General features: G+C 66.6%; 10 protein-coding genes and 1 pseudogene. 7 read left to right on the plus strand and 4 right to left on the minus strand.

The window, feature by feature from the left end; translation table 11 throughout:
- Positions 1-124 precede the first annotated feature (124 nt).
- The gene (locus tag ABD223_RS23760) at positions 125-1,318 is read left to right on the plus strand and encodes an integrase core domain-containing protein (RefSeq protein WP_344038634.1); all 1,194 of its coding nucleotides are present in this window, start codon (positions 125-127) and stop codon (positions 1,316-1,318) included.
- Here ABD223_RS23760 and ABD223_RS23765 read toward each other — a convergent pair.
- A pseudogene (locus tag ABD223_RS23765) lies at positions 1,201-1,671 on the minus strand (transposase family protein); the annotation flags it as partial. The gene ABD223_RS23760 and the pseudogene ABD223_RS23765 overlap by 118 nt on opposite strands.
- A 258-nt stretch (positions 1,672-1,929) precedes the next feature.
- On the opposite strand from ABD223_RS23765, the gene ABD223_RS23770 reads away from it, so the two are divergent.
- The gene (locus ABD223_RS23770) at positions 1,930-3,027 is read left to right on the plus strand and encodes an integrase core domain-containing protein (RefSeq protein ID WP_344038635.1); all 1,098 of its coding nucleotides are present in this window, start codon (positions 1,930-1,932) and stop codon (positions 3,025-3,027) included.
- Between the two features lie 238 nt (positions 3,028-3,265).
- Here the strand turns inward: ABD223_RS23770 and ABD223_RS23775 are convergent, their stop codons facing one another.
- Positions 3,266-3,580, minus strand: coding sequence for a S1 domain-containing protein (locus tag ABD223_RS23775; RefSeq protein WP_344038636.1), 315 nt, complete (start codon positions 3,578-3,580; stop codon positions 3,266-3,268).
- A 238-nt stretch (positions 3,581-3,818) separates the two neighbouring features.
- Complete coding sequence (locus ABD223_RS23780) at positions 3,819-6,038, minus strand: DEAD/DEAH box helicase family protein (RefSeq protein WP_344038637.1); 2,220 nt, start codon at positions 6,036-6,038, stop codon at positions 3,819-3,821.
- Between the two features lie 392 nt (positions 6,039-6,430).
- On the opposite strand from ABD223_RS23780, the gene ABD223_RS23785 reads away from it, so the two are divergent.
- Positions 6,431-8,239, plus strand: coding sequence for an ATP-dependent nuclease (locus tag ABD223_RS23785; protein ID WP_344038638.1), 1,809 nt, complete (start codon positions 6,431-6,433; stop codon positions 8,237-8,239).
- 1,779 nt (positions 8,240-10,018) lie between these two features.
- On the opposite strand, the gene ABD223_RS23790 is transcribed toward ABD223_RS23785, so the two are convergent.
- Entirely contained in the window at positions 10,019-11,263 is a 1,245-nt protein-coding gene (locus ABD223_RS23790) for a hypothetical protein (protein WP_344038639.1), read from the minus strand.
- 259 nt (positions 11,264-11,522) lie between these two features.
- Between ABD223_RS23790 and ABD223_RS23795 the strand changes: the two genes are divergently transcribed.
- The 4 genes from ABD223_RS23795 (at position 11,523) to ABD223_RS23810 (ending at position 15,387) form a co-directional block, all read left to right on the plus strand.
- Positions 11,523-11,744 (plus strand): phosphoribosyltransferase family protein, encoded by a 222-nt coding sequence (locus ABD223_RS23795; RefSeq protein WP_344038640.1) that lies wholly within the window; start codon positions 11,523-11,525, stop codon positions 11,742-11,744.
- Between the two features lie 144 nt (positions 11,745-11,888).
- Positions 11,889-12,647: an NYN domain-containing protein gene (locus ABD223_RS23800; RefSeq protein ID WP_344038641.1), complete on the plus strand. Its 759-nt coding sequence runs from the start codon at positions 11,889-11,891 to the stop codon at positions 12,645-12,647.
- Positions 12,648-12,736: 89 nt separating this feature from the next.
- On the plus strand, positions 12,737-14,824 hold the full coding sequence (locus tag ABD223_RS23805; protein WP_344038642.1) for a GNAT family N-acetyltransferase: 2,088 nt from the start codon (positions 12,737-12,739) through the stop codon (positions 14,822-14,824).
- Between the two features lie 74 nt (positions 14,825-14,898).
- Positions 14,899-15,387, plus strand: coding sequence for an ASCH domain-containing protein (locus ABD223_RS23810; protein ID WP_344038643.1), 489 nt, complete (start codon positions 14,899-14,901; stop codon positions 15,385-15,387).
- Positions 15,388-15,433 lie beyond the last annotated feature (46 nt).

A 15,433-nucleotide genomic window follows, 5' to 3' on the forward strand; every position in this document is an offset into this window, starting at 1 on the left:
CCTGTGCCTGCCGATAACTCCATCCATGCAGGTTGAAGCCGTGCGTAGCGTGAGGGGCGGAGGTGCCCGTGAGTGCGACTGCAGGTCCGCAGCGTCCTCGGCTGACGCGGCATGATGACCGACTGTGCTGCTCCGACTGGCCTACCTCGGTATGTCCAACGCGTTCATGTTGCTGCGTCTGCTGCCCCTGAGCGACGGGGACAAGGACGTGGAGATCCTGGTGCTGCGCCACCAGATCACGGTCCTGGAACGCCAACTCGGAGACGCCCGCCCACGGTTCTCCCCCGCCGACCGGGCCTTCCTCGCGGCACTGCTGCACCGACTCCCGATGCAAGCACTCCGTCGACTCCGGCTGCCGGTGCGCCCGGAGACGGTGCTGCGGTGGCACCGCGACCTTCTCGCCCACCGCCACGCAGCCAGCTCCCGTCCCAAGCGGCCCGGCCGACCACGGACCATCCGCTCGATCCGCCTCCTGGTGCTGCGCCTGGCACGGGAGAACCCCTCCTGGGGCCACCGCCGCATCCACGGAGAACTCCTCGTGCTCGGCATCAAGGTCGCAGCCTCCACCGTCTGGCAGATCCTCCAGGACGCCGGAATCGACCCGGTGCCCCAGCGCACCACGACGACCTGGTCGACCTTCCTTCGCTCACAGGCCGACGCTCTACTGGCCTGCGACTTCTTCGAGACCCATACGTTGACCGGCACCCGCCTGTACATACTCGCGGTCATCGAGCACACCAGCCGCCGAATCAGAGTCCTGGGCGCCACCGCACACCCGACCGCGTCCTGGGTCACTCAAACCGCCAGGAACCTCGTCATGGACCTCGAAGACACAGGCAGCACCGCACGATTCCTGATCCGAGACCGTGACGGGAAGTTTCCCGCCCTGTTCGACGCCGTCCTCGCCGATTCAGGCATCGAGGTCGTTCTCAGCGGCGTCCAGATACCGCGCATGAACGCGATTATGGAGCGTTGGATCCGCAGCTGCCGACGCGAACTGCTCGACCGCACCCTCATCTGGAACCGACCGCAACTACTCCACGCCCTGCGCGAGTACGAGAAGTACTACAACACCCACCGGCCCCACCAAGGCATCGCCAACGCCCGCCCACTGCGCACACTGCCACCAGCCGTCACCGACCAAGCGACCCTCACCCGACTCGACATCCGCCAACGGCAACGACTGGGCGGCATCCTCAGGGCCGCGGTCAGGTCGTGGATCGAGCCGGGCAGTGCCGGTGAGATCCAGAGCAGGCGTCCGGCGGGGTCGGCGAGGACTTGGACGTTCATGCCGTGGCGCTTGTGTTTTCCCGAGTAGTACGGGCGGTCGGCTGCGACGCGGTCGATCGGGAGCAGGGTGCCGTCGAGGATGACGTAGGCCTTGCGCGAGGCGATGTGCACCGCGTCGGTCAGCTTCGGGGCGAGGTCGGCCAGGAGTTGGACCGCTTCGTGGATGTAGCGGCAGACGGTGGCCAGGCCGATACCGAATCCGGTGGCCAGGCGGGTGTAGGTGTCGCCACAGCGCAGATGGGCCAGGACCAGCAGGGCTTGGCGTCCGGGATCGAGCCTGCGCCACCTGCTGCCGATCCGGCGCCGGTGCGCGGTCAACTCCCGGGCGAGGAACTGCGGATGCGAACTGGACAGGTCGATCGTGGATGGGTAGACAAGCACACGAAGCTCCTGGCGATGGCCTTGCTCTTGGTCGAGAAGTCATCTACCAGGAGCTTCGCCATGTCTCCACCACGGTCACCACCTACGCCGCCAGGTTGGAAAGGGCTGATTGAACCCCACCTGTCCGAACCGACGCTGTGCCTGCCGATAACCTCATCCACGCAGGTAGAGGACGTGTGAAGCCCAAGGGGAGTTGAGCGTTCGCGGGCACGGCTGCCATCCGCTGTGACGTCGACCAGCACGGCACGATGACCGGCTGTGCTGCTCCGACTGGCCTACCTCGGCGTGACCAACACGTTCGCGCTGCTGCGCCTGCTGCCCATGAGCGACCGGGACAAAGACACGGAGATCCTGGCGCTGCGCCACCAGATCACCATCCTGCAACGCCAACTCGGAGACGCCCGCCCACGGTTCTCCCCCGCCGACCGGGCGTTCCTCGCGGCACTGCTGCACCGACTCCCGACCACCACGCTTCATCAGCTTCGACTGCTGGTCCGCCCGGAAACGGTGCTGCGATGGCACCGCGACCTCATCGCACGCCGCCACGCTGCCAGGTCCCACCCCAAGCGACGCGGCCGACCACGGACCATCCACTCGATCCGCCTCCTGGTACTGCGCCTGGCACGCGAGAATCCCGCCTGGGGCTACCGCCGCATCCACGGCGAACTCCTCGTCCTCGGTATCAAGGTCGCCGCGTCCACGGTGTGGCAGATCCTTAAGGACGCCGGGATCGAACCGGCACCCGAACGCACCACGACGACCTGGTCGGCATTCCTCCGCTCCCAAGCCGACGCACTTCTGGCCTGCGACTTCTTCGAGACCACCACCCTGAACGGCACCCGCCTCTACGTGCTCGCGGTGATCGAGCACGCCAGCCGCCGGATCCGCGTCCTCGGCGCCACAGCGCACCCGACCACATCCGGGGTCACCCAAGCCGCCAGAAACCTCGCCATGGACCTCGACGACGCGGGCCGACACGCGCGATTCCTGATCCGCGACCGCGACGGGAAGTACCCGGCACTATTCGACGCCGTCCTCGCCGACGCCGGCATCCAGGTCGTCCTCAGCGGAGTCCGGATCCCGCGCATGAACGCGATCATGGAGCGCTGGATCCGCAGCTGCCGACGGGAACTGCTCGACCGAACGCTGATCTGGAATCAGCAGCACCTGCTCCACGCGCTGCACGAGTACGAGCACTTCTACAACACCCACCGGCCCCACCAGGGCATCGACAACGCCCGACCACTACAACCACTGCCACAGCCAGCCTCCGATCAGGCGACCCTCACCCGCCTCGACATCCGCCGTCGGCAACGACTGGGCGGCATCCTCAACGAGTACCACCACGCCGCCTGACCTGCACGGACGACATTTTCGGCAAGTACAGCGTCCTGCGGCTCCCAATCTGCTCCCACGACGCTGCTCCCAGGCGGCTGGTCGAATGTCGAGGGTCGGCGCTCGCCTATGCCGAGCGCCACGTTGGACCGCCCGCTTCTGCCGATGGTCGCGCGAATCCGAGACGAGGTAAAAACCCGTTCTGCCGCCGACGGGTGCTTCGGTTTGCTCCTCATGGCGACGCGCGCATAGATCAGGATCACCAGTTGGCGAGGCGCACTATCACCTGGTGGTTGTGCTCGGCGTGCGAGACGACCCTGCCGGCGATACGCGCCCCCATCGGCGGGAGTTCCCTGTCGCAGGGCATCGAGGTGACCTCGGCCAAGCCCACGGCATCAGGCGCGCCATCGATGCGGATGACGACCCCGAAGGGTTGACGCCCGATCACCTCGCCGTCGATCGGGGCGCCGACGGGGAGAGCTGGCTCGGCCTCCGCGTCGCACATGCTCGCGTTCGAACGCGGCACCGCGCGCTGCGCGGTCGACCTGGGCGACCTGCCCTGCACCATCGACACCGACGGAGTCGACACGTCTCCTGGCCAGCGGCCCGGTGCACCACGACGGCCACCGCACGAGCGTGCCACCCGACACGACGATCTGGTGGCGTGCCGGCACTGCGGGACCCTGATCGAGCTGACACCCGGCGACGGCTCGCCGGGTGTCCGGTCGCGTGAGCAGGTGGTACCGGTCAGGTGTCCGAGTGAGCGGTGCGGATCAAGTCGATCGAGGCTCTGACCCGCCGGCCGCCGGGCTTCAGCTGAAGGGCTGGCCGTCCTGCCGCGAGCGGCCGAGCGAGCCGCCCGCAGTCCTGCGGAGCCGGCCGCCCGGTTCCGGTTGCAGCGGTGTCGGTTCGAAGGCTCGGTACCGCTGTTTGGTGACGCACACGATGACGGCGTGCATGAACTTCTCGCGGTCGGGCACTTGCACTTCCCAGCGTTCGTCAGTGCGCGTGTTCCACAGCACACCGCTCGGATGGCCGCTCATCACGAGGTAGAGCGCCAGCTGCAGGAACATGGCGCGGTCGAGTTCGGAAACGAACTTGAGCTCGTAGACCTGGCCGTTGTGCACGGCGTCGGCGACACCTACGAACGTGATCGGTGTCGTCGCCGGTGCCGCGACAGCTGTGCCGGACAGGTTCATCTGTACCTGCGCCGCGCAATCGCGGGGGAGTTGTGTCGCCAGTCGTCTAGTCAGTGCGTCGCGCACCTCGCCGCTGACTTTTCGGGTGACCTGTTCTGCGTAGCGCATCTGGTCCGTGTCGACGGCGGTCAGCAGCAGCGAGTTGTCCCAGGGGTCCTGGCTCAGCTTGCCCCTCAGCTGCTTCGCGATCGATTTGGGGTTGAGCAGCACTTCGAGGGCGGGGTTGTACCCGTCGAAGAACACCGCCTCCTGATAGTGCCCCACCACGGGGGAGAGGTCGATCAGCCCGTCGACGCGGTCGATGGTGATCTCCTCACCCGTGCCGTCGTCGAGGCGCCGCCTGTCGAGCAGATCGACACAGGCCTGCAGGTTCTCCGCGTAGGTGAAGTCGAAGCAGTCCGACGCCAGCAACGGCTTGTCGTACGTCGGCAGGTCCTCGCTCAGGAGCTGCGTGAATCGCTGTATGGGGATGAAGCCGATGCTCTTGGGTTGCCGCTGAGCATGTTGTGACCGCACGAAGAGGACGTCGCGCTTTCCCCGGGACGCCGCGACCAGGAACACGTTGCGCAGGACGGTCGTGTCGACGTTCGGGAACCCGGAGCGCATGTTCCACATGGCCTCGTCGTAGTCGAACACCACGCTTGCCGGCCGTTCCAGGCCTTTGCTGGAGTCGAAGGTCGTGAACACCGCGGTGTCGTCGCTGTAGGTTACCGAGGTGTCGCTGTCGCGGATGGAGGCGTAGACGGTTTCCTTGTTGAAGATCTCGCCGTGATCGCGTTCCAGGTGGTTCAGTGCCTCGGCCATTTGGCCGTTGCGCCTGCCCAGGCACAGCAGGTCGCCGGGCTTCTTCGCCTTCATGAAGTCGAGTGCTTCGTGGTAGGAGACATACCGGATCGTCTGGTCGGGGTTGACGCCCACCACCGGCTTGTTCCATGCCTCGCTGAGCTGCTCGCCGAGTTCCGGGCCGACCCGGAAGGACTGCGTGAACGGCATCAGTTCGGCCTGCCGGGTGATCTCCCTGGTGAAGCGCTGCACATCCAAGGTCGTGTTCGAGTGCACTTTCTGAGCCAGGTCACCGACCAGCACGGTCTGCATCGACGGGTTCAGCGACTTGATGTTGCGCAGCAGTTGCGCGTACTCCTCGTTGATGTCCTGGTACTCGTCAACCACTAACAGGTCAAATCTGGGTACCCACGCCGAGAGGCTGGTGAACGCCGCATTGAACCGTCGGATCGATTCATCAAGACCACATTTGATGCCCGCCCGGAGCAGCGGGGGGTAAACGATGCCGTGGTAGTTCTGCACTTTCGCGTGTTTTACTCGGCGTTGCGCGTCGGCTTTCAACAGCTTGCTGTAGGTCAGGTACAGCACCCGCCGGTCCCGGCCCACTTCGGTGCACAACGCCTGAATCGCTGTGGTCTTGCCCGATCCCACCGTCGCATCGACAATCACATCCCGCCCCGCCTGCACCGCGTCGATCATCCGCCGCTGTTCGCCACTCAACGGCGCCGCGGCGCCGCGACCAGGATTCCCCCTCCGGCGCGATGTCCGGCTCGGGCCGGTGACCACAGCGAAGTCCGGGTCGGCCGCCAGTTGTCTTCGCAGCACAGCCTCGCCATCAGCCCGCAACGCCGGCTGCAGGTGAGGCGGCAGCAGCACCTGACACCGTGCCTGCAGCGCAAGGGGCGTGCGTTGCAACGTTCCCGCCAGCGCCTCCAGCGCCACACCGCGCCGGAGGCCGTCCAGCAGCATCGCGGTGTCCTCGGCCGACCAGGCCGCGCCCGCGCGGCGCGGCGCGGGCCCGGCGCCCTCACTCCGACTCTCAGCAGTCACCTCGTCACGCTATCGACAAACAGCGACAAGGTATGCAGGCCCCACCAATCGCGAGCCCGCCTCGCTATGCGTGGAAAGCGACAACGAGTCTCGGCGTGAAGCATGTGGCCAGCGGGCATCCCTGTGTGCGGCATTTTCATTCACAAACTATCGACCTTCCCGTTTGGTGCGTACGGCGGCTGCATGGCTCGTACCTGGAAACTTCCGTAGGCAGATGTCCGATCCGTGGCGTGATCTACCGCGCAACCGCACGGCGAAACGCGATCCGGCGTGTCGGATCTCCGCTCTGCGTCCCGACTCGTAAGGTGTTGGCGCCACCGCCCCAAGTTCACGGGGTCTGGCGATGGGTCGGGGAATGACCTGCACGACGATCTGCCCTGGATGGTTGGCTAGTGCATCTTGAGAAGTACTCCGTGCGCGGGTTTCGTTCGCTCGCCGACGTCGCGGACATCCCGATCAGCAGTCCGACGATCCTCGCCGGTCCCAACGACGGCGGTAAGACCGCGGCGCTCGGTGCGCTGGGGTTCCTCCTCGGCGCGCATACCGTGACCGAGGACGACAGGTCCTACCTCGCCGGTGAGGCGGGCGGACGCTGCACGGATACCGAGGTCGTCGGCGACTTCCGCTTGGACGCTTGGGAACAGGAGAAGTTCGGACTGCCCACAGAACTGCGGATCCGGCGGTGGACCGACGGTGATCTCGTGCCCCGTTTCGAGATCTGGGGGTCGGTGCCCGACGACGAGGAGTTGCGAGACCTCAGCGGCAAGTTGGTACCCGAGCTCAAGGAACTGGCCACTCGGTTCGGGATCCGGTTGCCGAAGCCGACGAAGCCGGTGCTGCTGGCCGCGTTGGTCGAGTACGGGCGGGAGCACTCCAGCGGTCAGGGTTGGAGTGGGATGCCTCCGGCGTTGGCGGACCGGCTCCCGCGTCTGACGGAGTTCGAGGGGCACTCCCTGGACCCCGAGGCCGCGATCCGGTCGGTGTTGGCGGTCCAGTTCAAGAGCTACATGGCCGAGGAGAACGTCCAGGGCCGTGTTCGAGAGTTGGAGACCGACGCGCGGGACTGGCTGGGCATGCAGGCGAAGCCGTTGGCAGACCACATCGTGGAGCGTTTCGGGGACATCGCCTCGGTGACCGTCGAGGCGGAGGTGAGCTTCTCGCCGTTGTTGCGTTCGACCTCGCTGCGGCTGGAGCGGGCGTCCGGTGAGCAGGTGCGTCTCGACCGCTCCGGGCGCGGCAGTGCCCGCCGGGTCTCCATGGCGGTGTGGGAGGGGACCAGCGAGTTGCTGGTCGAACACGCCGGCAGCGAGGTCGACCCGGAGGTCGGGCCTCCGGTCCAGGTCATCGTGGCCTACGACGAACCCGACACGCACCTCGACTACCACTTCCAGCGTGAGGTCATGGGGATAATCCGGCGGCAGGGTGCGGCGGAACACGTCAGCGTCGTCGTCGCCACCCACTCCATGAACCTCATCGACGGTGTCGACATCCGGGACGTCGTCTTGCTCCGACTCGATGCCGCCCGCCGAACGGTCGTGCAACGCCTCGGCAGTGCTGAACACGCCGAGTTCGACCGTCACCTCGGGACGATCGCCGCCGCAGTCGGCTTGCGTAACTCCGTTCTGCTGCACGAGCGGTGCTTTCTGGCCGTTGAGGGCGACACGGAGCAACTGGTGATCCCGGTCTTGTTCAACTTGTCCGAAGGCATGTCGTTGCAAGCGGCCGGCGTCGCGTTGTGGGCCTGCGGTGGCAACGACGGCGCGCTGAAGCTGGCCTGCTACCTACACAAGCACGGACGCAGTGTCATGCTGATGATCGACGCCGACAGCGAGGCGAACAGCAGGATCTTCAGGCAGCCCAACCTCACCCGCCACTTCGGTCAGGACAAGGATCGGGTGACCAGGATGGTGGGCAAGATGTCGAACGTCCGCGAGTTGGAGGAACTGTTCGACGACGAGACCTGGGCACGAACGGCGAACGAGGCTTGGCCACGAGACAGCGGCTGGACACCCCAGGACTTCGCCGCCCACCGCGGACGGAAGTTCAGCGGCGGGGTTGAGCGCATGCTGCAGGAACACAGCGAACAGCGCCCGGGCAAGCCGGAGATGCTGTGGGAGATCGCGGTCCGGCTCGAGCGCCCCACGGACGTGCCTGCCGAACTCCGTGACATCTTCGCCGACCTGCGGTCTCTAGCCGGCTAACAAGTCCTCCACCGATCGATCCCGTCGAGCCCTCCGTGCCAGCATCCGTTCCTTGCGCTGCGCAGCGGTGGGCTCGACCCACACGTGCCACCTCACCGTCGCCGCCCAGCGCTGGAGGTGCTCCTCCCGGTCCACACCACACCAGCGGCAACCGTTGGGGTTGGGTACCGGTTCGTCGTTGTCCTCGTGCATCACGTCACCCCTTCCGTACAGGTAGTTGTACCCCGGAGGTCTGACATTTACGGGCTCCGTGCCCATGAGACGGATGGGCTGATCTGCGGAGCCCCGAAGCGGCGGGTACGACATGCGGAGTGCGCTGCACCCTCGTGAGTCGATCGATGCGGTCGAGACGGCGCTCGTCTCGTAATCGTTACAGAAGTAGAGGGTGCTGCGGTGGGCCAGCCGTGGTCCGCCTCGGCCGGTCACGTGGCCAAGCGGGGCTCGGGTGCGATCAGGATCTTGCTGCTGGCGACGACCGCAGTCGGATCGGCTCGTCGGCTGTTCGTCGGTGAGGTGACCACACTTGATGTCGCTGGTTCCGTATGTGGTCGCTTGTGTCCGAGGTTTGTCGCAGGTGCGGTTGAGTGCTGTTACCTGCGGTTTTGTGCCGTTGAGCGCAGTTGGAGACGTTACCAAGGACTCCTACTGTATCAACGTAGATCAACAAATACTCTGACCTGCAGAAACAAGACTCCACCACATCCCATGGGTGCAGTTGAACGCAGCCTGGAGCAGTCCAGCGCCATTGGACGCGACCAGCGGCTCCCAATCCGCTCCCACAGCAGTGCTCCCACGACGCACACCACACCCGACACCCAGCACCCCGCCGACAACCCAACCACTACGAACAGCACCGGCCCCGATGCCGATGCCGCACCACGAAGCAACCAACAGACAAGCCCTCCTCAAGAAGCTCGACGAACACCACACCGCCTCCCACCTTCCGATCCCCACCGGCCTCAGAGGACCGGTGCAGCCAATGGCTTCGAGCGACACCCGTTGCGCAAATGCTGATTGCGATCCTCGCCGGCCCCTGAGGGTCAGCGCTGCGCTGCCCCGCGCGATGCCACTGGCGTTCCTGTGGCAGTTGCGATCCTCGCTCGCCCTGGCGGGCCAGCGCTGCCGTTGACGTACCGGGCTCCCTGCACCGAGGCCGCGTTGCGATCCTCGCTGGCCCTGGCAGGCCAGCGCTGCCTCGCGCAACTCCTGGTAGCGGGCGTACACGATGTCGTTGCGATCCTCGCTGGCCCTGGAGGGCCAGCGCTGCCGGTCACCTTTCCGGGGTCGCCCGCCGCTGGCCGGTTGCGATCCTCGCTGGCCCTGGGGGCCAGCGCTGCCTCCGCCACTACCGCCGCCGCTGGATCCTCGGCACGTTGCGATCCTCGCTGGCCCTGGAGGGCCAGCGCTGCCCTGCGCCATCAGCGTAAACCCCAACAAAGACGGCTACCGAACCTCTGAACTCTCAACATTTGGGACGACACGCCATCGCCCGGCGAGGAACCCTCCGGCATGTCACAACACGCTTGGGGTTCCGAACCACACCAAGATTCCCATCATGCGACGACGCCAGCCTACCTACACCTCGAACCGCTCCAGACCCGGTCGACCACGAGCGTTCACCTGAATGACGTAGAGGTCGGACAGCCTCACCAGCTCCATACTCACCCTGGTCGATGAGCTTCTCCCGACAACTCGGAGTCTTCCCAGACATGGTTCGCGAGGTCCTTCAGCGGCTGTGCGGTGTGATCGACACCGAGGTGCTCAGCGCCGTCTGACCGTTCACGACGCGGCCTGCGTGAACATTGCGCGAACCTCTTCCATGCCCGCCGGCACGTAGCCGCGCGAACCATCCACTGCGAACATCGTGGTGTCCCACAACCGCTCCGGGTGACGGCTGGGCGTGAGCAGCACGCCGACCACGCCTTGGTGGTCCGCGGCTTCCGCACCGTGCAGGTCGTAGTGGAACAGGTGCACCCGCCCGTGGAACAGGCCGCGCACGTCCTCGTCGAACCGCGAGGCGACCATGAACACCATCGGCGTGAACTCGTCGGGGTCGGGCGCGACGAGCCGGGTTTCGGTGCGAACCCCCTCACCGGTCCACGAGCCGATGGCGGACATGAACCCCAGCAGCGTCCGCCCGAGTTCGGTGCGCGCCTCGATCGGGAACCCGTCGAGGTCGGCGAGCACTTTGATGCGAAGGGCTTCGCGGTCCTCGTCCAGGGACGTGCGGGCGATGTCCTCCATGACGACCCGCAACAGCAGGTGGGCCGCCATGTCCTCGCGTCCCGCCGGGTTCAGGGGTGCCCGTGCGGTGGACACCGCGGTGCCGAACCCGGCAAGTTCGGGAGCGACGGGGTCGGGTGCCGCCGCCAGGTCGGCCAGCGCGTACTCGTGGTAGCGCCGCGGCTCGCCGCCGAGTTCCAGCGGTTCACCGGCGACGCGGTGCAGGTAGGCCAGCACCGCCCGGGTCGAGTAGAGGTGGTTGAACAGGAACTCCCAGTCGCGCCGCATGAGCACGACCGCAGGCGTGTTCCCCGGTCCCGGTGGCGGTTGGTACCCCTCCGGCACGTCGGGGTGGTCGACGATCACGATCGACAGCCACTCGTGCGCCGCACCGTCGACTCGGATCGACCGGCCCCTGGCGTTGGTCAGAACCGCAGGGGTGTTGGTCAGGCGCCGGATGGTCCCGCTCGCTTGCCTGTACGCCTTGTCGATGTTCGTGGTGAGCCAGGTGGACTCCTTGGCCGCATTGCCGCTGGGGGCCACCCTGCTCTTGACCTGCAAAACCGCAGCACGGGGTCCGACCACCACGGTCCCGTCGCCCAGTTCTCGCATGCCCGAGCCGTTGCGCTGCTGCTTGGGCAGGAACATGAAGTCCGGCATGCCGAACGTCGAGGCCGCGCTGCGGGTGGCCTCCTCGGCTTCGTACCCCTGCTCCTCGACCGCGGGCAGCGGTGAGGCATCCGGGATGCGACGGACGAAGGTGCCGTCGGCCGTCTCCAGCACCAGTGTCAACTCCGCCATGGCCACTCTCCCGACACCGCTGTGCACCAGTCGGAGCAGCGTAGGCGCTGATAGCGTCTGTGTCGTCAATGTTGACCGAGCGTGGCCGCGCAGGCGCTGACCGCTGCTCGTGCGGCGGGACCGACGCCGATCAACGTGGCGGATGCGGGCCCTGTCCGGTCGCCGTAGCCGCGCAGATGCAGGTGGAATTCGCCGGACATCGCGTACCGATGCTCGTTCCAACCCGCCTGTGATCGTCCAGACGCGTATGACCGCTTGCATGGTCGGCACCACCGACTGCCGGGAACGCCTCGCCGTCTCCAGCGACATCTACGACGTGTTGCAGGTGCTCGATTCGCGCACCGTCATCGGTGCCACCGTGGTGGTCATCGATGATGTGTCCACCACAGGCGACACTTTCAACGCGGTTGCGCGTCGTCTGCGGGAGACCGGAGCGGCAACGGTCCGAGGCATCACGTTGACCCGTCAACCCTGGAGATGATCACTTCTCCCGCTTCCAGCTCGGCCCGACATCGCCAGCTACCGTGGCAAGGTCGTGCCATGAGCTCGCAGTGCTTGTCATCAAGAGGTCCGATGGATGTCCAGCTCGTGGACACCGTGCGTGTTGCGCGCAGTAGGGGTTGGGATGGCCGGTGACATGAAACTCGCGGTGTTGATCGACGCCGACAACACCCGCCCCGGTGTGGCGCAGGCGCTCCTGGCCGAGGTCGCCAAGTACGGCACCGCGCACGTCAAGCGCGCCTACGGCGACTGGACCGGCCCTAATCTCAAAGGCTGGAAGGAGCAGCTGCTGGCGCGGTCGATCCAGCCGGTGCAGCAGTTCGCCTATACCACCGGCAAGAACGCCACCGACGCCGCCATGATCATCGACGCCATGGACCTGCTCTACACCGACCGCCTCGACGGCTTCTGCATCGTCTCCAGCGACAGCGACTTCACCCGACTCGCCGCCCGCCTGCGCGAATCAGGCCTGACCGTCTACGGCTTCGGCGAACGCCGCACACCCGCACCCTTCGTCGCCGCCTGCGACAAGTTCATCCACCTCGACAATCTAATTCCTGAAATCACATCTGGCCGGACTGGCGACGTGACCGCTCCCGAAGTACCGCTAACCCAGCCGTCACCGCGGCACGACGCCGCTCTGCGCACGTTGCTCGACCAGGCCGTCGATGCCGTCTCCGACGAGGAGGGGTGGGCACCGCTGGCCCGTGTCGGCCACATCATCACCACCCAGCACCCGGACTTCGATCCGCGAACGTACGGTCACGCCAAACTGGCCAACCTCGTCGAGGCCACCACCCACTTCGACGTCGACCGCCGCCGAGCCGCCGAGGACAAGTCCGCGGTCGTCTACATCCGTCGAACTCGACCGTCGACGAGATGACCCGCAGTTCCTCGACATGCCATGGTCCAGTCAGGTGAACATCACCCCGCCCACCCTGCCGACCGGACATTTCGGGTCAGACTCCTACAATGGCTCTCGCGTTCGCCAACGTCGTCATCGAAACCGTGTCAGGTGTCGACCACCCCACGGTCGAACGTTTGGTCGAATTGGGCAACCGATCCAGGAAGACCCTCGGTCTGCTTCCCCGTGCCGCTTACTTCGAAGCTGCTGAAGAGGGCTGTCTGCTCTCGGCGCGCAGCGGCGGGGAGTTGATCGGTTACGTACTGTTCCGGCTACCGCGCAACGAGGTCGCCGTGACCCACCTGTGTGTTGCTCGCGAGTACCGTCGTTCCGGTGTCGCCCGCCTGCTGGTGGAAGAACTGAGCAGGCGTTACCCGTGGCGGTTGGGACTCCGAGCCAAGTGCCGGGACGACTACCCCGACATCCAGCGGGTCTGGCGCGGACTGGGTTTCGTTCAACTGGGCCGTGCTCGCGGGCGCGGCGGGGACCACGCACCGATGACGGTGTGGTGGCGCGACCACGGCCACCCGGACCTGTTCACCCCAGTGGACGAGCCGACGGTGTTGACCGTGGCCATCGACACCAACATCCTCATGGACCTGCACACCCGCAGGGAGCACCCCAGGGCGGAGCGTTCCCAGGTGTTGCTCGCGCCGGACGTGGCGGACCGCATCGAAAAGGTGGTCTCCCACGGCCTGGAAAGAGACCTCGCCGGGCACCCCGCCGAACTGCGTCAGCGGTTGGTCGACGCCACGCGGCACTACCGACGTCCTCACGGCTCCCCGGCCGAGGCCGAGCGGTTCCACGAAGTCCTGCTCGACGCGCTGCACAGGAGAATCCCGAACTACACGCCCACCCGACAGGACGAGGGCGACCTGTGGCAAGTTGCCGAGACTGCGGCCGCGAAGGTGAAGGTGTTTCTGACCTGGGACGAGCGCCTGCGCACGACCGTCGGTCCGCTGCTGCTCGAACTCGGCGACCACCCGGATCTTGCCGCGCTCCGCGTGATCGACCCGGACCACTTGGTCGTCCACCTCGACGAGTTGGCCCACGCCGCCGCCTACCGCCCCCGCGCCCTGGCCGGCAGCCGGTTCAACACCGAACTGGCCGACGCCGACTCCGAGTCCGTCCTGCTCGCCTTCCTCGACCGGTCCGGGGATGAGACCAGGCAGGAGCTCAAGAGGCGCCTGCAACGCCTGGCTCAACTCCCCCGGTCGCACTCGATCATCCGCGACGCGACCGGGGCACCGGTCGGGTGTTACGCCTCCATCGTGGACGGCCACACGGTTCGGACCCCACTGCTGCGGATCGCGGACCACCCCGACGCCGACACCATCGCCCGTCACCTTCTGTGGACACTGCGCCTGACCGCCCGCACGAAGGGCGCGACAGTGGTCCGGGTCGACGACCCCTACCTCTCCGCACTGGTCGCACGCGCCGCCAGTCATGAGTCCTACCAGCGCGTCCACGACGCCTGGTACGCCTGGGTGATCGACGTCGCGGCTTCCGGCATGGAGATCAGCGCGGCCGCCACAGCAGCACGGGAACCAGTCGGTCTCGGTGCCGCCTCGCTGATCGCCCCGAATCTGCCGGCCGACGCCGCGGCCGAGTACGAGCGGACCTGGTGGCCCGCCAAGATCACCGACAGCTCCCTGCCCCACTTCGCCGTCGCCATCCAACCGCGTTGGAGCGCGGAACTGTTCGGCGAGCCACCGATCCTGACACCGCGGGCGACCACCCTGGCACTGGGTCGCGAGCACGTGTACTACCGCACCGGGCGCCCCAGCACCCTCAAGGCACCCGGCCGGATCCTCTGGTACATGACCCAGGACCCGATGATCGGGGAGGGCAGGTTCATCGGCACTTCCCTGCTCGATGCCATTGAGACCGGGGCCCCCGACGAGCTCTACGCCAAGCTCGCCCACTACGGCGTCTTCGCCCTCAAAGACGTCCGCAAGGTGGCCAGCCCGCAGCATGGCGCCCAGGCGCTCCGCCTTTCGTATACCGAGATGTTCGCCCACCACGTGCCCTGGAACGAGTACGTACGACTACGCGAAGCCACAGGTGGACCACAGAAGATCCAGGGACCGGTCGGAATGCCTCTCGACACGTTCAACGCGATCTACGCCAGGGGCGTCCGATCGAACACCTCCTGAGCGGCACAAACGTGATCAACACGCGCTCCGGGGCTCCCCCGGCCCAGCACCGGGTACCGCTAAGGTCACCGCTCGTGACCACGATCGCGGCCGAACCGAGCCTGTGGGCCCCCCATCTGCGCCCACTGGTGCTGTCGCTGCGGCCTCGTTTCTGCGAAGCCATCCTCGACGGCACCAAGACCGTCGAGCTGCGCCGAACCCGTCTGTCCGCCCCGGACGGCACCGGCCTGATCCTCTACGCCAGCACACCGGTCATGGCTGTCCTGGGCACCGCGGTCCTGGTCGAACGCGACACCGACACCCCCAACCGGATCTGGCGGCGCTACCGCCACAGCCTTGGCCTGAGCAGGTCCGAATACGACCTCTACCTCGCGGGCGCAGACCACGCCACCGCCATCACCCTGGCCGCGCCGCGCCGACTGCCCGAACCGCACCACCTCGCCGCGCTGCGCACCGAAGCCCGGTTCCAGCCCCCACAGAGCTACCGCTACCTGTCGGACGAAGATCCGGCTGCACTGCGGTCGCTGTTCAACCTTCCCGCTTCTCGCCCCGAATCCGTCTGACCGGAATCCCGTCCGAGTTCACCCGACCCGACGACCGCACCTACCG

Origin of the sequence: Saccharothrix xinjiangensis (genome assembly GCF_039527585.1) — a bacterium.
In the GTDB taxonomy this organism is placed as follows: Bacteria; Actinomycetota; Actinomycetes; order Mycobacteriales; family Pseudonocardiaceae; genus Actinosynnema; species Actinosynnema xinjiangensis.

What these genes read in the sequence shown, in the direction of transcription:
- ABD223_RS23795 (WP_344038640.1), top strand. Translation starts at nt 11,523, where the DNA reads ATGGTCGGCACCACCGACTGCCGGGAACGCCTCGCCGTCTCCAGCGAC.
- ABD223_RS23800 (WP_344038641.1), top strand. Translation starts at nt 11,889, where the DNA reads ATGGCCGGTGACATGAAACTCGCGGTGTTGATCGACGCCGACAACACC.
- ABD223_RS23805 (WP_344038642.1), top strand. Translation starts at nt 12,737, where the DNA reads ATGGCTCTCGCGTTCGCCAACGTCGTCATCGAAACCGTGTCAGGTGTC.
- ABD223_RS23790 (WP_344038639.1), bottom strand. Translation starts at nt 11,263, where the DNA reads ATGGCGGAGTTGACACTGGTGCTGGAGACGGCCGACGGCACCTTCGTC.